This is a genomic window from Dyadobacter psychrotolerans, from assembly GCF_004349265.1.
Taxonomy (GTDB): Bacteria; Bacteroidota; Bacteroidia; order Cytophagales; family Spirosomataceae; genus Dyadobacter; species Dyadobacter psychrotolerans.
In genome coordinates this window covers 229,032-252,145 of record NZ_SMFL01000008.1, presented here as the reverse complement: position 1 = coordinate 252,145, position 23,114 = coordinate 229,032, and the positions used below count along the sequence as shown (strand labels likewise).

General features: G+C 41.8%; 16 protein-coding genes. 10 read left to right on the top strand and 6 right to left on the bottom strand.

Annotation, left to right across the window (positions count from 1 at the left end; genetic code table 11):
• Positions 1-42: 42 nt before the first annotated feature.
• The gene (locus tag E0F88_RS21395; RefSeq protein WP_131960316.1) at positions 43-1,449 is read right to left on the bottom strand and encodes a TlpA family protein disulfide reductase; all 1,407 of its coding nucleotides are present in this window, start codon (positions 1,447-1,449) and stop codon (positions 43-45) included.
• A gap of 105 nt (positions 1,450-1,554) precedes the next feature.
• On the opposite strand from E0F88_RS21395, the gene E0F88_RS21390 reads away from it, so the two are divergent.
• Positions 1,555-2,328, top strand: a complete 774-nt coding sequence (locus tag E0F88_RS21390) for a YdcF family protein (protein ID WP_131960315.1) — start codon at positions 1,555-1,557, stop codon at positions 2,326-2,328.
• Between the two features lie 113 nt (positions 2,329-2,441).
• On the opposite strand, the gene pfkA is transcribed toward E0F88_RS21390, so the two are convergent.
• Complete coding sequence (gene pfkA / locus E0F88_RS21385) at positions 2,442-3,416, bottom strand: 6-phosphofructokinase (protein ID WP_131960314.1); 975 nt, start codon at positions 3,414-3,416, stop codon at positions 2,442-2,444.
• Positions 3,417-3,732: 316 nt separating this feature from the next.
• Between pfkA and E0F88_RS21380 the strand changes: the two genes are divergently transcribed.
• From E0F88_RS21380 to E0F88_RS21360, 5 genes are all read left to right on the top strand, one after another.
• Positions 3,733-6,228 (top strand): glycosyltransferase family protein, encoded by a 2,496-nt coding sequence (locus tag E0F88_RS21380; protein ID WP_131960313.1) that lies wholly within the window; start codon positions 3,733-3,735, stop codon positions 6,226-6,228.
• A 157-nt stretch (positions 6,229-6,385) separates the two neighbouring features.
• Entirely contained in the window at positions 6,386-7,387 is a 1,002-nt protein-coding gene (locus E0F88_RS21375) for a LacI family DNA-binding transcriptional regulator (protein WP_131960312.1), read from the top strand.
• Positions 7,388-7,635: 248 nt separating this feature from the next.
• Positions 7,636-8,772: a mevalonate kinase family protein gene (locus tag E0F88_RS21370; RefSeq protein ID WP_229213860.1), complete on the top strand. Its 1,137-nt coding sequence runs from the start codon at positions 7,636-7,638 to the stop codon at positions 8,770-8,772.
• A gap of 133 nt (positions 8,773-8,905) precedes the next feature.
• Positions 8,906-10,303: a Gfo/Idh/MocA family protein gene (locus E0F88_RS21365; protein ID WP_131960311.1), complete on the top strand. Its 1,398-nt coding sequence runs from the start codon at positions 8,906-8,908 to the stop codon at positions 10,301-10,303.
• Positions 10,304-10,463: 160 nt separating this feature from the next.
• On the top strand, positions 10,464-13,649 hold the full coding sequence (locus E0F88_RS21360; protein WP_131960310.1) for a S41 family peptidase: 3,186 nt from the start codon (positions 10,464-10,466) through the stop codon (positions 13,647-13,649).
• Between the two features lie 63 nt (positions 13,650-13,712).
• On the opposite strand, the gene E0F88_RS21355 is transcribed toward E0F88_RS21360, so the two are convergent.
• From E0F88_RS21355 to E0F88_RS21345, 3 genes are all read right to left on the bottom strand, one after another.
• The gene (locus tag E0F88_RS21355; RefSeq protein WP_131960309.1) at positions 13,713-14,282 is read right to left on the bottom strand and encodes a Uma2 family endonuclease; all 570 of its coding nucleotides are present in this window, start codon (positions 14,280-14,282) and stop codon (positions 13,713-13,715) included.
• Between the two features lie 52 nt (positions 14,283-14,334).
• Positions 14,335-15,192 (bottom strand): prephenate dehydrogenase, encoded by an 858-nt coding sequence (locus tag E0F88_RS21350; RefSeq protein WP_131960308.1) that lies wholly within the window; start codon positions 15,190-15,192, stop codon positions 14,335-14,337.
• Between the two features lie 74 nt (positions 15,193-15,266).
• The gene (locus E0F88_RS21345; RefSeq protein WP_131960307.1) at positions 15,267-16,430 is read right to left on the bottom strand and encodes a pyridoxal phosphate-dependent aminotransferase; all 1,164 of its coding nucleotides are present in this window, start codon (positions 16,428-16,430) and stop codon (positions 15,267-15,269) included.
• Between the two features lie 195 nt (positions 16,431-16,625).
• On the opposite strand from E0F88_RS21345, the gene modA reads away from it, so the two are divergent.
• The 3 genes from modA to E0F88_RS21330 are packed head-to-tail and all read left to right on the top strand — an operon-like array spanning position 16,626 to position 18,982.
• On the top strand, positions 16,626-17,378 hold the full coding sequence (gene modA, locus E0F88_RS21340) for a molybdate ABC transporter substrate-binding protein (protein WP_131960306.1): 753 nt from the start codon (positions 16,626-16,628) through the stop codon (positions 17,376-17,378).
• A 55-nt stretch (positions 17,379-17,433) separates the two neighbouring features.
• Entirely contained in the window at positions 17,434-18,108 is a 675-nt protein-coding gene (gene modB, locus E0F88_RS21335; RefSeq protein WP_131960305.1) for a molybdate ABC transporter permease subunit, read from the top strand.
• Positions 18,089-18,982 (top strand): sulfate/molybdate ABC transporter ATP-binding protein, encoded by an 894-nt coding sequence (locus E0F88_RS21330; RefSeq protein ID WP_229213859.1) that lies wholly within the window; start codon positions 18,089-18,091, stop codon positions 18,980-18,982. The genes modB and E0F88_RS21330 overlap by 20 nt, the downstream gene beginning before the upstream one ends.
• 7 nt (positions 18,983-18,989) lie before the next feature.
• Here the strand turns inward: E0F88_RS21330 and E0F88_RS21325 are convergent, their stop codons facing one another.
• On the bottom strand, positions 18,990-21,977 hold the full coding sequence (locus E0F88_RS21325; protein ID WP_220466365.1) for a PAS domain-containing protein: 2,988 nt from the start codon (positions 21,975-21,977) through the stop codon (positions 18,990-18,992).
• A 422-nt stretch (positions 21,978-22,399) separates the two neighbouring features.
• Here E0F88_RS21325 and E0F88_RS21320 point away from each other — a divergent pair, with 422 nt between their 5' ends.
• Complete coding sequence (locus E0F88_RS21320) at positions 22,400-23,080, top strand: SGNH/GDSL hydrolase family protein (protein WP_131960303.1); 681 nt, start codon at positions 22,400-22,402, stop codon at positions 23,078-23,080.
• The last annotated feature ends 34 nt before the right edge of the window (positions 23,081-23,114 follow it).

Sequence of the window (23,114 nt, the reverse complement as noted above, 5' to 3'; positions counted from 1 at the left end):
TCAAGCGGAGGTTTTTGAGTCTTGTTAACTTTGAAATAAAAACTAAATCTTCTTAGCCATCTTATTCTGATAGTAATTAAGAAAATCTTCAAGCTGCTCAACAGGCATTTTCCTGGCGATTATTTTTTTATTTTTATCAAGGATATAAATAGTTGGCGTCGTAACGACATCAAACTTTCTGTTAAAATCGATTTGTTTGAGCGCATCGAAGCCATTCACCAGTTCTTCAAGATGATAGGTGGTAATAAACGACTTCCACTCTTTCATGTCGTGTTCTGTTGAGATAGCCATCACCTTAATTCCGTTCGCTTTGTTTTTATCATAAAAAGCTTTCAGCTTGGGCGATGCTTCTTTACAGTGACCACAGGTAGGCGCATAAAAAAACAGCACCGTGTAATTGGCAGCTAAAGCCTGCGGACTGACTTTTTTTCCTTCCGGATCGGTTAAAGTCAGGGCAGGAAATGTTTTATTTACCAGCAGATCTTTCATCGTATCCACCTTCTCGGCTATACGTTTTTTAATGTCATCGGCAACACCCATTTCACCAGTCAGGTAATACTTCTGCGCCATATGTACCCACACGGCCTCAGTTCCAACAGTTTTAGGATTTTCGTATTGGTTGGTAATGTAATAAACGACAAACGACTTGATGTCCTTGTTTGCAGAAGCTTTTGCCACCACTTTATTTGCATCTTTAATGATTGAATCCGGAACCTGAACGACCAGATTTTTAAAATACCTGTCAAGCCTTGGTTCCAGGAAAGGTGTGTTCATGATCCTGATGTCAGAGAAATCGTAGTCATCCCAATAATGTGACTTATAATAATTAAAAACCCAAATAGAATCCGATTTACCGTTAGCAAGTTTCGGCGCAGCAGGAATTTCAGGATCAGAAGACATTTTCAGCAGTTTTACTGTAAATGTTTCTGTGTTGTCAGTCAGAAATTTTTGACGAAATGCTTTAAATTCTTCCTGAGAAGCTATCAATTGTTTCTGAAAATCCGGACCATTTTGCTTTCTCAGTACTTCAATGTGTTTAGCTTTACTATTTAACTCATTCTGATAAGTATAAAAAAGCTCGTTCTCTTTTGAGTTTTTCACCTTCATATGGCCTATCACATCCAGAGTATCCGTAGTGAATGAGAAGTTATTTTCCTTGCCGGAATAAACCAGTTCTACCCAACTCCGGTTGCCAGGAAAAAGGATGACATACAAGCCACCCGGAAGGTTCGTCGTCCCTTTAAATACCAGATTACCATCTGCATCAGCCTTTGCTGTGTCCTTGGGAACAAATTGCGTGTTGCTGCGGCTATAATGCCCCAGAATAAGTGAGGAGTCTCTGATCCCTTTTATATGCGCTTCGATCTGGTAGCCCTGGCCAAGCCCTGTTGTAATAAATGTGAATGCCGTGAATAGTGATAAAACTGATAACCGGATAAAATATTTCATCAGAAAAAATCCTGTTTGCTTGTGACTGTTAATTAATTATTTCAACCTTTATCTTTCAGACAAAATTAACTTCAAAACGACAACTTCTGTCAGGTTCTTATCCAAATGTTTTATTTTCTGTCCAAAGCGCTTGATTTTCTGGTAATGCCGTTTAGCATTTTCTTTATTCTATGCGCTTGGGGACTGCTTTCAAACAACAGCAGGCGAAGGAAAGTTTTATTGACTATTTCGTTTTGCTGCTTGGTTCTGACTTCCAACAGTTATCTGGTGAATAAGATGTTCAACTGGTGGGAATTCGAATACGTTAATATTGATAATGTGGAAAAAGAATATGACATCGGAATTGTTCTTTCAGGCGGATTGATAGGTGTTAGCCCGTTGACCTCAGATCATCCTTCCATCGGCTCCCACAGCGACCGGTTCGTTCAGGCTTACCTGCTTTACAAAGCCGGAAAAATTAAAAAAATCCTTCTATCAGGTTTTAGTCCTGAATTTCTGACCGTTCATAATAAAGGAGAAATCGGTCAGGCTGCGAATCTGCTGATAAAGTGGGGAGTAAAACCGGAAGATATTATTTTGGAAACAAAAGCAAAAAATACACGTGAAAATGCGATTTATACTTCCCGAATTCTGCAATCGAAATTGCCTTCAAGCCGTTGTCTGTTAATTACTTCCTCATTCCACATGAAAAGGGCAATTGCATGTTTTGCCAAAGCTGGTATAAAAGCAGAGCCGTTCCCGGCAGACTTTTACGGAGGGGGAAGGATACTAAATTTTGATAACCTCATTGTTCCAAAACCCGATGCACTGGCCAATTTTGATCTGTTGTGGCACGAATGGATTGGGTACCTGATATACAAACTGATGGGCTATTGTTGACAAATAGTCATAGGATATAATCACCTGATCATGGAGTACCATTTTCAATGACTATCCCTGACTATTTTATAAATTCATTTCCGATCAGAAATGAATGAAATCCTGTATAAACATTAAACGCTCAGAATTTTAACCATTCTCAGCAAGTCTTCATTAATAGGTTTTGGCAGACGGATCGTGTCTTCAAACGGGGTGTAAACAAGATCATTATTGATGATCCCTGCCATCACATTTTTCTGTCCGGCCATTAAGCCTTCCAATGCGCCAAGTCCCAAACGGCTTGCCAGTATACGATCATAGGCTGACGGTGGTCCTCCGCGTTGTGTATGCCCCAGTGTGGTTACCCGGATATCCGCATCTTCACTCACCTGGCGTTTAATTTTCTCAGCAACTTCGGCTGCACTTCCTTCTTCATCACCTTCGGCAACGATAATGATAGATGAAGATTTTGAACGGCTCCATCCCTGTTTCAACGTTTCAACAACCTCAGAAATTGGCGTGAGAACTTCCGGCACCATCACAAGTTCTGCACCACCGGCGATTCCGGATTGCACAGCAATGTAACCTGAGTCACGCCCCATTACTTCGATAAAAAAGATCCTGTCGTGTGAACTCGCCGTATCCCGAATCCGGTCGATTGCATCCAAAGCAGTATTTACGGCCGTATCAAAACCAATGGTATAGTCGGTACCGTACAAATCATTGTCAATCGTTCCGGGTGCTCCAACGGTTGGAATGCCATATTCATTTCCAAAAATCATGGCGCCGGTGAAGGTTCCGTTTCCGCCAATCGCAACCAATCCCTCAATGCCCAGTTCCGTCAGATTTTCGTACGCTTTTTTCCTTCCCTCGGGAGTCATAAACTCTTTACTCCGTGCAGATTTTAAAATAGTACCTCCTCTTTGAACAATATTACTTACCGAATGCGACTCCATTTTGTAGACGTCACCGGCAATCATTCCGTTATATCCTCTTCTAATTCCGTATACTTCGATTCCATGATAAACAGCCCCTCTGACAACGGCTCTGATACACGCGTTCATGCCGGGTGCATCTCCTCCTGAGGTAAAAACTCCAATTCTCTTCATTTATTTCTGGGGTTACTTCTATTCGATCTCTTAACAGTTCATTTTAACCTTAAAGGCACAATTTCCGCAAATTTATCTGGTATTTTTCTAAAATATACGACCTATTTCTCAATTCTATTAAAAAAATACCAAAAGAAGATTCAATTTTAACATCCCAAACATATATCAATACTTCTATATTTGCGCTGATTAATAAAAATTTAACACGAATGACAAAACGCATATCAGGTATTCCTGATTGAAAAGTCATATTTGTAAAAAATTTCGGTCCCAAAAGCCGAAATCCTAAAAAGACTGGTAGCTTAATATTATCAAAATGAAAAATTTGTTTTCCTGGCAGCGTATCTGGCCTCATTTAATTGCAATCGTTGGTTTCATGATTCTGGCAATCATTTACGTTTCTCCGGTTTTGCAGGGTAAAAAACTGAACATGACTGACGACCAGCAGGCCAAAGCTGCCGCAAAGGAAATTGTAACCTATCATGAAAAAACCGGTGAGTGGTCGCAATGGACCAACGGCATGTTTGCCGGAATGCCCGCTTATCTGATCGCAGGCGATTATCCAACCAGCTTACCCACCAAACTCGGCCAGGCTATTAATAAAATTCTTCCTGCTCCGGCCAACTACCTGCTGACGGGAATGGTAAGTGCCTATATTTTATTTCTTGTTTTGGGTACAGGCGGCTGGGTCGCGGCTTTGGGAGCCATTGCTTTTGCCTTTTCGTCTTTTAATATAGTCAACCTCGAAGCCGGCCACGTTTCGCAAATTATTGCGGTTATGTATGCACCAGGCGTTTTGGCTGGTGTTTTTCTGGCATTCAGGAAAAACTGGCTTGCCGGATCGGCCCTCACAGCCTTGTTTCTATCTCTCGAACTTTATGCCAATCACGTCCAGATTACCTACTATCTGGGAGTAGGCATTATTGTTCTTGTTATCGTTGAAAGTCTTGCTTTTATCAAAAAAGGAGAAATAAAACAGCTGACAATGATCCTGGCAGGATTGGCTTTTGCGGGCGCAGTTGCGGTAGGAGCGCATACTACGAGACTTTGGAATGCCTATGATTATACCAAAGAAACGATTCGCGGAAAGTCGGAATTAAGCGCAGTAAGCACGGCGGGTACAGCCCCAAAACAGGATGGGCTGGATAAAGAATATGCGTTTCAATACAGCTACGGTATAGGAGAAATCCTTACACTGGTAATCCCGAATGCCTATGGTGGTGCCACATACGGACCGTTGACTAACTCTTCCGACACCTATAAAACTTTGACCAACCGCGGCGTAGATGCTGCAACGGCGCAAAATGTGATTCAGCAATTGCCGCTTTACTGGGGAGAGCAGCCGATCATGGGCGGACCATATTACATGGGTGCAATGATATTTTTCTTCTTTGTTTTAGGACTGTTTATTATCAGAAGTCCGTTAAAATCCTGGGCTGCGGGTGTTACATTGCTTTATCTGATCTGGGCAATGGGGAAAACTTTGGCAGGAATTAACTATCTGTTTTTTGACTATTTCCCGATGTTCAACAAATTCCGGGCAGTAACGATGGTAATTGTATTGGCGGAATTACTGATTGTTATTCTTGCGATTCTTACACTTACCAGGATCGTCCAAAAGAAAATATCCTGGAAAGAACTGGAACGCCCGTTTCTGATTTCACTGGGTGTTACAGGCGGATTAATGCTGATTCTGGCTATTATGCCATCCGTATTTTTTAGTTTCCAATCTGCCAGCGACGCTCAACATGTTGAACAGTTTGCACAAATGACCCAGGACAAAGGTTTTGCTCAGGAAATAGTTAATTCGATTGTAAAAGACCGCGCCGGACTGATGAAAGGAGATGCGATGAGAGGTCTTATTTTTATCCTGATCACAGCAGGCTTGGTCTGGCTTTGGATGAAGGAAAAGATCAGACCGGTCATTTTATACAGCACTTTGATATTGCTGATGATTTTTGACATGTTTGGAATAGACAAAAGATATCTGAATAATGAAGATTTTGTGAGCAGCTTTGCAGCGCAGTCAACCACTACACCAAGTGCGGCGGATGAGCAAATATTGAGAGATACCGATCCTGATTATAAGGTTTATGATGTTTCTTCGCGGCAAGGACCCTTTAATAGTGCCGACGCATCTTATTTTCATAAGTCGCTGGGAGGTTACCACGGAGCAAAACTTCGCCGCTACCAGGAACTCTTTGAACGCCAGATCAACAAACAATCTCCAAACATCAATGTTTTGAATATGCTTAATACCAAGTATATCATCACAGCCGATCAGCAGGGAAACAAGTCTGTACAAATAAATCCGGAGGCTTTCGGTCACGCCTGGTTTGTAAAAAGCTTCAAAATTGTACCGAATGCCGATGCCGAAATGGCCGCTTTGGACTCGCTTAAACCAAAACAGGAAGCGGTTATTGATCAGAAATTTGCAGACAAACTCAAAGGTCTGACCCTGCAGGCTGACTCTACGGATAAAATCAGCCTGATCACTTACAAACCCAATGAGCTTGTTTATGAAAGCAATTCAAAAGGTGAAGGCCTGGCAGTTTTTTCTGAAATTTATTACAACGTCCGTAACGAATGGAAGGTAACCATCGATGGCAAACCGGCTGATCTGATTCGTGCCAATTATATTTTACGCGCTTTGCGTATCCCTGCCGGAAAACACAACATTACCTTCAGATTTGAACCCGTTTCTGTCGCAGCCGGCCACAAAGTGGACCTGATTAGTTCTGTCCTTCTGGTAGCCCTGATTGCAGGTGCATGTTTTGTGGAAATCAGAAATAAAAAGGATAAGCCGGTTTAAAACATATTTGACAGGAAAGTTAAATAGCAGATGCTTATGGTGTCTGCTGTTTTTGGTTTTAGGTATTATCTCAAGCCAGACACCAAATTTTATATCTTTATCTTTGTTACAAAGCAAGCCAGTACGAATAGCAGCCATTTAGCACAACCCACTCAACATGCAGAATGCCAATCTGACGATGAAGAAAATTGCAAAGGAACTTGGGGTTTCTGTTTCAACGGTTTCCCGCGCACTGCAAAATCATCCCAGAATTGGCTCGCTTACCCGTGAAAAGGTTCAGAAACTGGCAAAAGAACTTCATTATCAACCCAATAGCCGGGCAATCAATTTCAAGAATAACAAGTCTTTCAACGTAGGTGTGGTACTTCCCTATCTGACGGAACAGTATTTCTCCATTGCACTTACCGGTATTGAACAAACGCTGATGTCAAAGGGATACAGCATGGTGGTTATGCAGTCCATGAACGATTATGAACGTGAATCTGCCGCCATCGAATCATTGATTAAACATGGTGTGGATGGCATTCTTGTTTCAATGGCTTCTGAAACTTACAACAAAACGCATTTCAATAACGCCACACACAAAGTCCCCATAGTCTTTTTTGACCGGGTGCTGAAACATCCCCGTTACAGCGCAGTTTATGGCAATATTACCAAGGCGGCCTTTGATGCAATGGAATACCTGATCGGTAAAGGATTTACTGAAATTGCTCTCATGAACGGCCCCAATTCACTTCAATCGACCGAGGAAAGATTAAAAGGTTATATTGATGGTTTAAAAAAATACAATATCCCGGTCAGCGCTTCTTACATCAAAAACCTGAATCTGACCAAAGAGGATACCATTTTAAAAATAAATGAACTGCTTGACCTGGAAAATCCTCCCAAAGTTGTTCTTGCCTTCCACGATTATATCGCACTGGATGCCATGCAGATTTGTAAGGAAAGAGGTTTGCAAATAAATCGGGATATCAGTTTTGTAACTTTCTCCAACCTTTCATTTTGCTCTTATCTTGACAATCCCCCTATTGCAACGGTGGAGCAATTCCCTGCTGAACTGGGTGCCCAGGCTGCCGGTCTGCTTCTCGAAGCGATGGAAACACCAGACACGTACCAGCCGAGAGAAATTGTGGTCGAACCCAAACTGATCATTAGATAATAGTATTCTAATCCTTTTCATCTACACTGCCAATTTTTATTCGGCCAATCGCAAAATTTTAGTGTATAATATTTCATGAGAATGATCGCCATGGCCGGTTAATTCTGCACTTTTTAGGTTTCAAGTACTTTATTTGCAAATTTGCGCAAACGATTGGCCTGCTTGTGCAAACGATTGCGCAAAGCGGAATAGCCGTTTTTATTCATAGTGCGTATTCATTTCCTGGCAACAGGAGTTTAAATTTGTTCATGAGCTCTGATAAATCAATTATTAGTAACCCGGTTTATACTGTAAGTAAAATGCCCTCCGCCCTGACCACTTCTGCTTCCGGCAGAATATGTCTGTTTGGAGAACATCAGGATTACCTGGGTTTACCCGTAATTGCTGCGGCTATTTCGCGGCGAATTTCAATAACCGGCGGATACCGCTCTGATAATCAGGTAATCATTCATTTGCCCGACATCGATCAGCTGGAATCGTTCGAATTACTTCCGGTTATTCCATACACAAGTCCCCGTGACTATTTCAAAAGTGCAATAAATATTCTTGTACGCGACGGACACCGCTTTTCAAGAGGAATTGAAGTAACTGTTCATGGAAACATACCGATAAACTCGGGAACATCGAGTTCCTCGGCTTTGCTGGTCGCCTGGATCAACTGGCTGATCAGCATGTCGGATCAACCAGTAATAAAAACAAGGGCAGAAATAGGAGAAATTGCTTATCGTGCGGAAGTACTGGAATTTGGCGAACCGGGCGGAATGATGGACCATTACTCCACGTCGGTAGGAGAAGTTATCTATCTGGAATCGCAGCCAGAGATCAAACTTGAAGTTTTTCAACCTAACCTGGGAACATTCGTTTTGGGTGATTCAAAACAGGCAAAAGATACACTGGGTGTGCTGAAACATGTAAAGTTCGGAATGCTGGATGCGATTGATAAAATAAAGAAGAAGGATCCGTCATTTTCGCTGCACACATTTCCGGCGGAACTGGCCCCTGATTTTCAAAACCTGCTGACACACGACGAGTATACGCTTCTGAAAGGAAATTTATCCGACAGGGAAGTTTTGAAAGAAGCACTGGCCATGTTCAGAAGCAATAAAATTAATCATCACCGGTTTGGGGAACTGCTTACAATCCATCAGGAAAGTCTGCGGGATGCAAAAAAGGTATCAACCAAAAAAATAAACGGAATGATCGATTCTGCTTTGAATGCAGGTGCATACGGAGCGAAGATCAACGGATCAGGCGGAGGCGGATGTATGTTTGCATACGCACCGGAAAACCCGGAAGCAGTTGCTCAGGCCATTGAAAAAGCAGGAGGAGCAGCATATCTGATCAAAGTCGATGAAGGCACTACGCAGCGGATGCTTCATCGATAATTTTTATCTGAATACCCGATTATTCCTAACCCATAATTATTCCGGATCATCACCCTTAAAGTGCTGATCAACCTTTAACCATCAGGCCGGCTAACCACCGGCCACTTTTTCTTAACTTTTATTCCTAACATCGATGAAATCAGGTCAAGAACGTAGAAGTTTTCTTAAAAAAGGTCTGCTTGGAGGTTTGGGCCTTTATGGCATTTCCAATGAGGAACAAAACAATCCGGATGGTTATGATATCCCGGATTTTCAGTCCCCACCCGCTGTTGGAAAGTCTGTTGTGGGCCTGAAAGTAGCTCCCATCAAACAGGTTAGGGTTGCTCTCATTGGTATAGGAGCGAGAGGAAGCGGCCACGTAATGCAATTTGCTTCGTTGTTTCCTGACAAAGCAAAAGTGGTAGCCGTTTGTGACATTCTGCCTGAACGTGCTGCAAAATCTGTTGATCAGTTAAAAGCAAAAGGTCAGGACGCAGTCGCTTATTCCGGCAAACCGGAGGCATGGAAAGACATGCTTAAAAGAGATGATATAGACCTTGTGGTTATTGCGACACCATGGAGAGACCATACTCCGATGGCGGTTTATGCCATGCAGCAGGGAAAACACGTCGTGATTGAAGTTCCTGCAGCCCTGACACTTGACGAGTGCTGGCAGCTTGTAAACACCGCCGAAGCAACACAGCGTAACTGCATGATGATGGAAAACGTTTGTTATGGTGATGAGGAGCTTTGGGTACTGAATATGGTACAGAAAGAAGTTTTCGGAACACTAACCTATGCAGAAGCAGCTTACATTCACAATCTTACCGATTTGATGTTAAGCCAGAAAGGTTATTATGAATTCTGGCGGTTGAAGGAAAACATCGCGCATGATGGTAACCTCTACCCGATGCACGGACTCGGACCAGTTGCCCAATATCTTGAAATCCTTCGCGGTGACCGATTTGAGCATATCGTTTCGATGAGCAGCCTGGAAGCATCTTTGTCTGAGAGTATGAAAAAACTGCCTGCTGATCATCCCTATGCCGGTTTCAAAGGTAAAATTCGTCACGGAGACATGAATACCTCATTGATCAAAACCAACAAAGGGCGGATGATCACCCTGAAACATGATGTCGTTACGCCAAGACCTTATGACAGGATTAATGCTCTGGCAGGCACACATGCTTATCATGAAGGTTATCCAAGCCGGTTATCGATTCTGGACAAAGGCCATTCATTTTTAAAAGAAGCGGATTATAACGAATATAAAAGCAAATACAAACATCCGATCTGGGACAAGCTGAAAAAGGAAATAGAAGTGAACGGAGGCCATGGCGGAATGGATTTCGTTTTGATCTACCGTATCATTGATGCGCTTAATAACGGCCGGCCGATGGACATGGACGTGTACGATGCTGCTACCTGGAGTTCTGTTATCCCATTGTCGGAAGTTTCCGTAAACAAAGGAAATTCAGCCGTAAAATTCCCCGATTTTACCCGTGGCAAGTGGAGTGAGAAGAGAGAACTGGGCATCATGACCAGCCTTTAATCTTTTTTATTAAAGATGTTAAACCCTGTAAACAAAGTCGAATTTGTATACAGGGTTTTTAGTTTTTTTTATTTTATTAAAAAAATACCACTCAGTAAAAAACGCATTGCCTTTACAGCCCTGATCATGTATATTCGCAGACATATCTCATATATGTCACATGAAAAAAGTACTACTCCTGGTTACGGCGTTCTTTTCCTGTTTTTGCGCAAAATCACAATCTTCCGAAGTTTACTTTACATCTTCTCCCACTTTAAGCCCTGACGCTAAATCTGTGGTTTTCAGCTATGAATCTGACCTGTGGAAAGCAGACGTAAACACAGGAGCAGCCACACGTATCACAGCCATGCAAGGCGATGAAACCAACGCCCGGTTTTCTCCCGACGGAAAATGGATCGCCTTCAGCAGTAACGAGAATGGAAACAGTGACGTGTATGTAGTTCCGGCAGAAGGCGGAACAATCCGTCAGCTAACCTATCACAGCACTTACGACAATGTTGAAACCTGGTCGTGGGATTCAAAAACGATTTACTTTGAGTCTGGTTCGCAAAACGGTGGAACTACCTATAAAATACCTTTAAGTGGCGGAACACCTGAAAGACTGTTTCAGCATTTCTTCAATTGCATACACAACGTAGCTTTGTCAATTGATAATGAAGTTTTTTTTAATGATACCTGGGAAAGCGACAGCCAGGCAATGCGTAAAGGTTATAAGGGAGACTTCAACCCGGATATTCAATCTTACAATCTTAAAACAAAACAGTACAAACGTTATACAGATTATCGCGGCAAGGACATGTGGCCTACCACGGACAGCAAGGGAAATGTTTATTTTGTATCTGATGAAGAAAATGGCAATTACAATCTCTACACATTTCTGAACCGACAAAAAACCGCGCTGACCCATTTTACTGAGTCAATTAAACGTCCGAAAGTAAGTACCGACGGAAGTAAGGTTGTATTTGAAAAAGATTATCAGCTATGGCTTTATGATGTAGTTTCAAAGCAATCCCAGCCATTGAAAATGAGTCTGATGCGGAACATGACACTTCCTAAGTTGCAGGACTTTGATGTAAAAAATGAGATTTCTGCATTTGATATTTCTCCGGATAACAAAAAACTGGCATTCACATCGAGAGGACAGCTTTTTGTATCTGACACGAAAGGAAAATTCGCAAAACAGTTACCGACAAGAATTGACGGCCGGGCAATGGAGGTAAAATGGCTTGGTGACAGCACTACGCTGCTTTTTAGCCAGACCGTTGGCGGTTACCAAAACTGGTTTACGATCAGCGCGGATGGTAAAGGGAAGGAAAAACAAGTTACCAAAGACACGCAAAGCAATCGTAATCTGACACTCAGCAAGGATAAAAAGATGGGTGTGTATCTGAGCGGACGTAATGAAGTTCGCACGATTGACCTTAAAACAATGGAAAGTAAAACCATTTTAAAAGAAGAATTGTGGGGATTCTATAATGATATTCCACTTTTTTCTCCGAATGGCGAATACATTCTCTTCACTGCCTACCGCGACTTTGAAACTGACGTTTTCCTGCATCATATCAAGAAAAACGAAACGGTTAATCTTTCGAAAACAGGCGTTTCGGAGAACAATCCCGTTTGGTCTCCCGATAGCAAATATCTTTACTTCACATCCGACCGGATGAATCCTTCCTATCCTTTTGGACCAAAAAGCCCAAAGATTTACCGGCTGGAATTGACAAAGCTTGACGAACCGTACCGGACAGACAAGTTCGATGAACTCTTCAAAAAAGAAGACAAAAAGGATGAAAAAGAGGACGTAAAAGACAAGGATAAAAAAGGTAAAAAAGATAAAAAAGATAAAAAAACTGCCGACAAAAAGAAAAAGGACAAACCGCTTGTTCCCATCAAAATTGACATGGTGGATATTATGGATCGGCTGGAACTGGTCAGTCCTTCCTTTGGGAGCCAGGGAACTCCTTATGTGATTCAGAAGGATGACAAAACTTTTGTCTTTTATACCTCAGATCATGGTGAAGGAAAAACGAGCATCTGGAAAACAACCTACGAACCTTTTGAACCTACAAAAACAGAAAAAGTAGACGACGCGAACGGATATGAAGTGGCTTCCGCCGGAGATAAATATTACATTCTGGCAGATGGTAAACTAAAAACGCTGGATTTCGACAAAGGAAAAACGGAGGCCATCGATATCAGTTTTACATTCCGTAAAAACCTTTCGGATGAGTTCCACCAGATGTTTTATGAAGCATGGGCAGGAATTGAGGAAAATTTTTACAACGAAACCTTTCACAAAGCCGATTGGAAAGCATTGCGGGATAAATATGCCGGCTTCCTTCCAAACCTTACCAGCAGAAATGATTTCCGGATTCTTTTCAACGATCTTCTTGGCGAACTAAATGCTTCCCATCTTGGCCTCTATTCAAGTGGAAAAGAAGAATCGGTTTACTACAAAAGCCGCACGATGGAAACAGGTTTGCTTTTCGAACCGGGAAAACCTTATGTGGTGCAGCGTGTGATTAAAAGAAGTTCAATTGATAAAGAGGATAAGAAAATTCTTGCAGGAGACTTATTAACGCACGTAAATGGCATTGCAGTAGACACTTCCAAAAACCGGGATTGGTATTTTACACAACCTTCGTCTGACAGAGAAATTGAACTCAAACTAAAACGTAAAGGAGCCGATAGTTCCTACACAGTGAAAATACATCCGCAAGGTTCGCTATATGGAAACCTGTATGATGAATGGATAGACTGGAATCAAAATTATGTCGACAAAAAAGGGAAAAATCGTATTGCTTATGTTCACATGAAAAATATGGGTCTGTCGGAGTATGAGAAATTTGTAGTCGATATGACGCGCGACTGGTATAAAAAAGACGCTCTCATTTTTGATCTAAGATACAATACCGGCGGTAATGTGCACGATTTGGTGCTGGACTTTCTTGCCAGAAAACCTTATATGAAATGGAAATACCGGGAAGGCGTGGCAACGACACAGCCCAACTTTGGCGTCGCTGCAAAACCAATCATCCTGCTCATTAATGAACAGTCACTTTCCGATGCGGAGGTAACTGCTGCCGGATTTAAAGAGTTAAAACTGGGTAAAATCATTGGCACTGAAACCTACCGCTGGATCATATTTACGTCAGGGAAAGGCCTGGTTGACGGATCGTTCTACCGCCTGCCGTCGTGGGGTTGTTATACGCTGGATGGCAAAAATCTGGAACAGGAAGGTGTTTCTCCCGATATTTACATCAAACAGACTTTTACTGAAAGACTGAATGATCAGGATCCGCAGCTGGATCGGGCGATTGAAGAGATTATGAAAGATTTGAAATAGGAATTAGAAAATTACCATACGCAATGCTCAGTAAGAAGGGCATTGCGTATTTATTTATACGAATCAAAAACCGGCATCGACAACAAGCCCGTCCAGCACCTCTTCCCCGCTTAACTTAATCAATTTCCCTTCTTTTATTTCAACAGAACCATCTGCCCGGTAGATATGAACCTGTTTGCCGGCACGATCAATGAGCCAGCCTAACCTGCATCCGTTGGACCGGTATTCCTCCATTTTATTCTTTAGTTCGGAGATGCTGTCGCTTGAAGACATTACTTCAACAACAAGATCAGGGCAAATGTGAGCAAATTTATTTTGGTCAGTTTTGGAAAGGGCTTCCCATTTATCCCTGGCAATCCAGGAAACATCCGGAGAACGTACTGCGCCATTTGGTAAAGTAAAGCCGGCCGAAGAATCAAAGACATAACCTGCACCGTTACTACGATTCCAATGCCAAATCTGGCCATTTATATCTGAATTATAAAAACCTGTGTCAGATCCGGTTGGTGCCATAACAATAATATTACCGTCTTTATCCCGCTCTAAGAAGAGCTGCGAATTTGCCTGACAGAGATCAAAAAACATATCATCTGTAAACTTCGCAAAAGAACGTATTTTCAATGGGAGGTCCATAACATCATCGTTTTATCAACAATAAATTTAAGAAGAATAGCTGAATTACTGCTTACTTCTTCTCAATTCCTGCCAGGATTCTTCCGATATCATTGGCGCGGTTCATAAATGAAAGGCTTGTATCAAGATCCTTATTATCAATGGCATCCTTGAATTTTTTCAGTAATTCAATGTAGTCACCAAGCGCCTTTGACACATTGGTTTTATTTTGGTCAAAAATCGGTGCCCACATTTGCGGTGAACTTTTGGCAAGACGTACGGTTGACGAAAAACCTGTACTCGCCATATCAAAAATCGCTCTTTCGTCTCTTTCTTTGTCCAAAACAGTTAATCCCAACGCAAAAGAACTGATATGACTCAAATGTGAAACATAGGCCAGATGAAGGTCATGTTCAACGGGTGTCATGTAGTGAATTTTCATTCCTACATCACGAAGAAAGGCTTCAACCAAACCAAGAGAATCCGGATGACTGTTTTCCTTATCACAAATAATTACATTTTTATTATCAAGAAGCTCTTTAAAGGCCGCACCGGGACCTGAGTTTTCAGTACCCGCCATTGGATGAACTGCGACAAACTGTCTACGTTTTGGATGACTCTCCACAAGACCACAGATCAATTCTTTGGTCGAGCCTAAATCCATGATCGTCCTGCCATCAGGAAGATTTTCCAGCATGTAAGGCAGCAGCATATTAATCACGTCAACCGGGGTTGCCAGTACATTTAACTCAGAGATTAAAAGTGCTTCTTCAAGTGTTGTAATCTCATCGACAATACCTTTCGCCAGTGCGATTTTCTGGTTTACGACTGAATTATCAACACCAATAAATCTTATATGCGGATACTTTTCACGAAGCCCCAAAGCAAAGGACCCGCCAAGTAAACCCACACCGATGATACTAATGACCATTATTTTTTATTTAGCTATAAGCTTTTAGCGATCAGCTATCAGCTTATTTTTTGTTTCTCCTTTCACCCTTGCCCTTAAACCTTTGCCCTGATCCTCTCCACAGCCTCCCAAATTCTTTCCTTAGGCATACAAAGTGACAACCTGATGTAACGCTGACCTTTGGGCCCAAAGATAAAACCAGGTGCAATAAACACGTGTTTTTCTATCAGAAGGTTATTTACCAGTTTCTCTGCCGACTCTACCGAATCGGGAAGCTTGCCCCAAAGGAACATACCTTCCTGAGCGTGATCCCAGGTACAACCAATGGTATTCAAAAATGCCTCCGAGGCTTCCAGACGGCCCTGATAAACAGCATTTCTTTCCCTGTGCCAGTCATTACTATTCTGTAGTGCCGCCGCCGCAGCCTCCTGCAATGCCCAGAACATACCGGAATCGACATTACTTTTTATAGTCAGGACTGCATCAATATAAGGTTTTGCACCGGCAAGCCAGCCCATTCGCCATCCTGCCATATTGTGAGACTTACTCATCGAATTCAGCTCAATTGCTACATCTTTTGCTCCTTCAACTAAAAGCAAACTGATCGGAGCTTTTTTATTCAGCACCAGACTGTAAGGATTATCATGACACAGCAGAATTTTATGCTCTTTTGCAAAAGCAACAGCTTGTTCAAAAAGTTCGATGGTTGCCGGGGCACCGGTCGGCATATGCGGATAGTTAAGCCACATGATTTTAGTACGCGGTGTCACCAGTTTTTTCATGGCCTCCCAGTCGGGCTGCCAGCCGTGATCCTCCCTAAGCGGATATTCCTTAACCTCAGCACCTACCATTTTACTCACGGCCCGATAAGCCGGGTATCCCAGTTCGGGCACTAAAACCTCGTCTCCCGGATCCAGGAAAGTAAGCGAAATATGCGTTATACCTTCCTTCGAACCAATAAGCGGCAAAATTTCCGAAGCCGGGTTTAATGTTACACCATAGGTTCTTTGATAGAAATCTGCAATAGCGTTCCGAAAAGTGATTGTCCCTACATAAGGCTGATAACCATGCGCCTGCGGCTTGTGGGCAGCATTAGATAAAGCATTAATAGTTTGTTCAGAGGGCATCATATCCGGATTTCCAATTCCCAGATTTATTACGTCATGCCCTTCCGCAATCAGTTTTCGTACCTCAGCCAGCTTTACAGAAAAATAATATTCCGCTGTTTGCCGGGTCCGATGCGCAGTTTCTATAATCATTATTTCAATCAAAAATTTATAATTCGCCGACTCATCTCCTCTGCAAGAGGAAAGTTGCCAAACGGGGCGCAATTTACGACTTTTACTACAACGGACATAAGCTTAACCCAATGACATTGAAGAATGAAGAGAGCGCTTTAATTTCTTGCCTGAAACAAATAGCACGTATTACCTATAAACTGTTAAATTAGCAGCATGAACTTTCAACGTATTATTCTTCTTTTTTCTTTTTTTGCAGCCGGATGTTCCAAACCATCTGAAAAAATCATCGTTGCCACCGCTGCCAATGTCCAGTATGTGATGCAGGACATTAAAAAAGAATTTGAAAAAGAATCAGGTAAAAAAATTGAAATTGTAGTCAGCTCCTCAGGAAAACTGACAACCCAGATTCGTGAAGGTGCTCCTTTTGACGTATTCGTTTCCGCAGACACGAAATATCCCCAGGAAATTTATTCAAAAGGCGGCTCGGATGAAAAACCGAAAATTTACGCATTAGGGAAACTTGTTTTATGGTCGAAAGATATTGATGCTCCGGAGTTAACACTCGAAATTTTAAATACCGAAAAAGTTAAAAAAATCGCCATTCCAAATCCGGATCTGGCTCCTTATGGTGTAGCTGCATTGCAGGCTCTCGAAAAACAACCATATGCAACAGCATTAAGAAACAAGCTGGTTTACGGTGAAAGCATTTCCCAAACGGCTCAATATATATCATCGGGATCTGTGGAAGCAGGTTTTAATGCCTTGTCCATTGTACTTTCACCTGAAATGAAAGACAAAGGCCACTGGATTCTGATCGATTCAACTTCATACAAACCAATTGAACAAGCCGCTATTTTGCTTCGTCACAGCGAGGATTCTCCAAAGAAAGAAACAAGCAAACAGTTTTACGACTTTTTATATTCACAAAAAGCCAGGGAAATTTTTAAGAAATACGGTTATAAATAGTTGTTATTAAACTCAATTAGGCCTGTAAACTAAACACTTTAATTCAATACTTAATTTGGACTGGCAGCCCCTCTTCCTGACTTTCAAGCTCGCTACGATCACTTCGCTTATTTTGCTGGTGATTGCGTTGCCAGTGGCATACTGGCTTGCTTTTGGAAAATTCAAAGGACGTGGAATTGTTGAAGCCGTTATCGGAATGCCCCTGGTTTTACCTCCGTCTGTCATTGGTTTTTATCTTTTGCTGGCATTCAGTCCTTCTTACTGGGTTGGAGCATGGATTGAAAATCTGATCGGCGTTCGGCTGGTTTTTTCATTTCCCGGCCTGGTAATCGCTTCGGTGATATACAGCCTGCCTTTTATGGTTTATCCTTTAAGAGCAGGGTTGCAATCTCTGCCGGTTTCTTTGCAGGATGCAGCTTATACTCTGGGAAAAGGCCGTTTTGAAACATTCTATAAAATATTGCTACCCAATTGTAAGCCAGCCATTTTAACTGCATTTGTCCTCACTTTTGCGCATACGGTCGGTGAATTTGGGGTGGTATTAATGATCGGAGGTAATATTCCAGGCGTTACAAAAGTCGCTTCTGTTGCGATCTACAATGAGGTTGAAGCATTGAATTACGCTGCGGCAAACCAATATGCCCTGGTACTTTTTGCAATTACATTTGCTATTTTACTGATGGTTTATTCCATCAATAACCGCCTGCTTCGTGTCCGACAAACTGCTTGAAATAGAAATAAATCACTCGCTTAAAACTGCTAACGGAACGCTGCCAATGGAAATTTCATTGTCGGTTCCGGTGGGAAGTATCTTGGCAGTGACCGGGCCATCAGGTTCAGGCAAAACGACATTTTTGCGACAGCTTGCCGGATTAGCTCAGCCGCGTTCGGGCCATATAAAATTCGGAGAACAACTTTGGTTAAATACCGAATCAGCCTTTAATTTACCTGTACAAAATCGCCGGATTGGTTTTGTTTTTCAGGATTATGCGCTTTTTCCGCATTGGAGTGTACGGGCAAATCTTTCATTTGCTTTGGATAAAGGAGCCGGCAGAGAGGTTATTGATGAACTTCTTCAGGCGGTTGACCTGGTAGAGCTTGCCGACCGAAAACCTCATCAGCTTTCCGGCGGACAGCAGCAAAGAGTTTCCCTGGCAAGAGCGTTAGTCCGCAAACCAGACTTACTGCTTTTGGATGAACCTTTATCAGCCCTGGACCATTCATTGCGGGCCAGCCTTCAGGATTTGCTTTTAAGGTTTCATAGGAAATTTGGTTTCACAATGATTATCGTTACCCATGATTTGGGAGAAATATTCAGGCTGTCTAATCAGGTGATTATTATTGAAGACGGAAAAATTCTGAAACAGGGAACACCTGCCGAGGTTTATCTTTCAGATCAGGATATTTCCGAAGGTATTATAATTTATGGAGAAGTTCTTTCATGCCAAAAACAAAAGGAAAATCTCCTGCTGCGTGCCCTGATCGGACAGCATATAAAGGAAATATATGTACCGCTTCACATGGCTGACGACCTGTTACCCGGAAAGTCATTTGCACTGCGATATAATCCTGGTGATTCGGATATAATGCTGATCAAAAACTAAACGGTTTTCAATAAAGCTGACTGCTTTTATCTGAAATATCCCTGATAATGCCATCAAACTCAGTGGCAGACAGCAAAATGTGATCTAATAATTCATTTCTTTCTGCATCTGAATTGTGGTAGTTTTTAATAAGATCTACAAGCCCCATAAGCCTCGCGAGCGGTGCCCTGACGACATGTGACTGCATCCAGGTGATTTCCTGAAATTTTTTGTTTTGCTTTTCAATCGCCCTGATGTAATTCAGTCTTTCTGTTACATCATGCCCGATGCAAATCCAGTGTGTACTTATTCCTTTTTCGTCCGCAACAGGACTAAGACTCAAACTCACCCAAAAATAATCACCGTTTTTTTTATACTGGATCGTTTCAAATTCCAAAGATTCGCGGTTTCTGATTGCCTTCAGCATCCGGTTGAAATCTTTGATATCGGGATTCTTCCCGCTTAAAATCAAAGGACTTTTGCCCATTACTTCATCCGCTGAATAGCCGGTGATTTTGGTAAAAGCCTCGTTGACATAAATAATTTTCAATTTTGTTTTATCAAATGGATCAGACTCAGCGATAAGGACAGAATCATTGGTATCCGTCACTACCGACTCCATCAGTTTAAGCCTGTGTTCCTCCTGCTTTTGCCTGGTGACGTCTCTGAGTACACCTATCATCCTGACAGCTTCGCCTTCTTCATTTCTGATGACATAGCTGTTTTCTTCTACATAGGCATAGTCCCCATTTATCTTTCGGAATTGATAATCCATCACCCAATTACGCTCTCCGCTGTTGTCTAAGGTATTCAGCAGACTCTGCCGCGTTTTGTCCAGGTCAGACGGATGAATTCGTGCAAACCACTTTTTAACCGGATATTTACCTTTGCTGTTATCCCAACCAAATAACCTTCCAAAACCTTCGCCCCAAATAATATCATCATTAACAATGTCCCAATCATAGATGGCATCGTTGGTTGCTTTGTTAACATACTCATATCTTTCATTACTGATTCGGAGATCATTTTCTGCCTGTTTCAATTCAGAAATGTCAATTCCGATACATTGCATTTCACTTGGCTCACCCTCAGAATCCGTAAGACAAACAAAATGCCAAAGTATAGATCTTATTCCTCCTCCTTCCTTGACGTTATCTACTTCCACGGGAGCGACTGAATTCGGCCGTTCAATGCATCTTTCACCAATTTCAACCACTCTGGAATGGTGATGCGGCAGTACCGTATCTATACAGTTGGTTCCAAGGAAATTATTGTCAGCATAAAACCACCCAAAATCTTCCCTGTACTTGTTGTTGTAGTAAGTATAATTTCCTTCCAGGTCTGTTCTGATAACATAGTTCGTCTGTGCATCAACCAGGTTTCTAAGGCGGGCCTTGCTTGCCAGCAGTTTTTCCTGGATAATCTTACTTTCAGTAATGTCAAGGCAGGCGCCGATAAGTTTTATTGCTTCGCCTTCCTGATTCACTATAATTTTCGCCCAGGACTTCACATACCGCAACTCACCGGACGGACGAATGATGCGCTCTTCAAACTCAACATCAACCTTTGACTCGATCGCATTTTGGATTATCAAACAAATATTTACCCGGTCATCCGGATGCAACAACTTCTTGTATCTTTCAAAAGAAGGCTTAAAGGCAGTTTTATTTAAGCCGTAAATGGCAAACAAAGTGTCCGACCAGGTTATAACATCACTTGCAATATCCCACTGCCAGTTACCAAATTGTGCAAGTTCCTGTCCCTGCGTCATCAGCAAAGTTGTTTCACGGATCAGGTCGTTATTTAGTCTGTTTTCCAGGATGATTTTGAGTATAGCAACGGATCGGTCAATGATTTTAAGCTCTTCTTCATCCGGCATCTTCACTTCTTTATAATAAATTCCGAAAGTTGCAATTACCCCACCTTCACTATTAACTATTGGATGAGACCAGCAGGCATGAAGATTGTTGCTTAATGCCAGTTCACGGTAATCTGTCCATTTGGGATGATTTGCAATGTCGTTTACAATTACTCTCTCTCCCAAAAAAGCTGCTGAACCACAGGAACCCACATAGTCACCAATTACCAAACCTTCTATGCCTTCCACATACGCTTTTGGCAAGGAAGGCGACGCCCAATTGTGCATCCTACCATCTTTAATTTGTAAAATGGAACAGTGCATCCCCGAAAATACACGCTCAATTCCCTCTGCATAAGTGTACAATACTTTTTCCAGGGGAAAATCTTTCTGGGAATTCAATTCCAGAATTTGCTTTTCCAGAAGCTCTAAATCTGAAAAGCGTTTGGTTTCCGTAATATCAACCATCAACCCTCTAAGCCATTTCGGCTGGCCGCCTTCATAAATGATCGAGACTACATCTTTGATCCATACAACACGTCCGTTTTGATGAATCATCCGGTAATCAAAGGTGTGGTTTTTCCCATCCTGTAATTGAAAATGACAGTACCGAACGGCCTGCTCCCTGTCTTGCGCATGAATGTGGTTTTGCCAAAAATCCTTTTCGGACAGCCACTCATCCGGCGAAAATCCCAGGATACTCTTTACCTGACCGCTTATAAAAGTAAACTCCAGAGTTTGAGCATCAGCTTCCCAAACAATACCCTCAACAGTTTGAATCAGAGTGTGAAAGCGCTGATCCGGTTCAGGTTCAGAAACATTCAGGAATGAAATCATGATCAAATCTACCTCCTCAGTTTCATTAAGAATTGGTGCCAGATTTATTGACAGATAACCGTCCTTATTCCATTTATTTTTGTATTTTAAGACGGAAGTCGTTTCGGCGACTCTTTCAGAAATAATGTTTAAAAACAGACTTTTCCAGTCATTTGAGTTGAGAATCAGGTTTTCCTTAAAGACATTCAGGAAGTCTTCATATACCAAATTTTCTTGTTTATAGTCGAAAAACCCAAAAAAGGCGTCGTTCACCTGAATGATTGTAAACCTTTCCTGATCTGGCTGAATGACTAAACCGGCAACAGGCAGTAGCCTAAACATATCATTCAGATACTTATTACTTACCATCATTTTAACGAAGTCATAACGAAGCCACTTCTGGCTTTCCGGTTTGAATTTTACTACAGTATCTTTACGAAGGGCAGAATTGCTTTATTATTTAAGCTTATCCGGGTTTTGCTAGCGGTTACCGATGTTGTCGAACACACCGCATAAAAGCGCTGGAATTTAATAAAGATACTATAAACGTTAAATATTTGCCAAGAAAACAGTGTTCCTTTTTTTAGAGCTAATACACTCTTTTTGAAGTAATTTTATAAAAAATAGACAAAAAAACATAATTTTTGAATACACCTTATTTGCTATACGCGGAAAGGAGCTTTTGAAAAGAGGCAATTTTAATGGCATAAGGGTAATTCCCGGAACAAAACGTCTTTTCCTTCAAAACTAATCTTTACAATTTTATGCGCAGTTTTTACAGGATTTTTCAAATTGCTTTAATTGCAATACCGCTACTTGCTATGCGTCAGGATAAGCCGCTTCGTGTCATCTTTTTTGGTGACTCTATTACACAGGCGGGTGTCGGGCCGACAGGTTATATTACCAAAATGACCGAGATGCTTAAAATCAAAAACCAGAGCGGGCAGTATGAATTAATAGGTGCAGGGATTGGCGGCAATAAGGTTTACGACCTTTATTTAAGACTTGAAGATGACGTTCTTTCAAAAAAGCCTGATGTTGTTTTTATCTATGTAGGTATCAATGACGTATGGCATAAATCCTCTCATGGAACTGGTACCGATCCGGACAAATACGTAAAATTTTATGAGGCACTGATAAAAAAAATGAAGGCACAGAACATTCGGGTTATTGTTTGTACGCCCACCGTAATCGGTGAACGCAACGACAATTCCAACGCTCAGGATGGCGATCTGAATTATTATTCCAAACTGATCCGGGAAATAGCTACGCGCAACAATGTTCAGCTGTGTGATCTTCGAAAATATTTTGGCGATTATTTAGCACAAAACAATCCCGAAAACAAAGAGAAAGGCGTGTTAACTTCTGATCGTGTACACCTTACTGATGAAGGGAATAAGTTTCTGGCAGATAGGATGATGGAAGCGTTGGTGAAAACAAATTAGCAAACAGGCTGCACGGTATTACCGTGCAGCCTGT

Coding starts and splice junctions, on each gene's coding strand:
- E0F88_RS21395 (WP_131960316.1), bottom strand. CDS start 1,449: ATGAAATATTTTATCCGGTTATCAGTTTTATCACTATTCACGGCATTC.
- E0F88_RS21390 (WP_131960315.1), top strand. CDS start 1,555: ATGTTTTATTTTCTGTCCAAAGCGCTTGATTTTCTGGTAATGCCGTTT.
- pfkA (WP_131960314.1), bottom strand. CDS start 3,416: ATGAAGAGAATTGGAGTTTTTACCTCAGGAGGAGATGCACCCGGCATG.
- E0F88_RS21380 (WP_131960313.1), top strand. CDS start 3,733: ATGAAAAATTTGTTTTCCTGGCAGCGTATCTGGCCTCATTTAATTGCA.
- E0F88_RS21375 (WP_131960312.1), top strand. CDS start 6,386: ATGCAGAATGCCAATCTGACGATGAAGAAAATTGCAAAGGAACTTGGG.
- E0F88_RS21370 (WP_229213860.1), top strand. CDS start 7,636: ATGAGCTCTGATAAATCAATTATTAGTAACCCGGTTTATACTGTAAGT.
- E0F88_RS21365 (WP_131960311.1), top strand. CDS start 8,906: ATGAAATCAGGTCAAGAACGTAGAAGTTTTCTTAAAAAAGGTCTGCTT.
- E0F88_RS21360 (WP_131960310.1), top strand. CDS start 10,464: ATGAAAAAAGTACTACTCCTGGTTACGGCGTTCTTTTCCTGTTTTTGC.
- E0F88_RS21355 (WP_131960309.1), bottom strand. CDS start 14,282: ATGGACCTCCCATTGAAAATACGTTCTTTTGCGAAGTTTACAGATGAT.
- E0F88_RS21350 (WP_131960308.1), bottom strand. CDS start 15,192: ATGGTCATTAGTATCATCGGTGTGGGTTTACTTGGCGGGTCCTTTGCT.
- E0F88_RS21345 (WP_131960307.1), bottom strand. CDS start 16,430: ATGATTATAGAAACTGCGCATCGGACCCGGCAAACAGCGGAATATTAT.
- modA (WP_131960306.1), top strand. CDS start 16,626: ATGAACTTTCAACGTATTATTCTTCTTTTTTCTTTTTTTGCAGCCGGA.
- E0F88_RS21325 (WP_220466365.1), bottom strand. CDS start 21,977: ATGTTTAGGCTACTGCCTGTTGCCGGTTTAGTCATTCAGCCAGATCAG.
- E0F88_RS21320 (WP_131960303.1), top strand. CDS start 22,400: ATGCGCAGTTTTTACAGGATTTTTCAAATTGCTTTAATTGCAATACCG.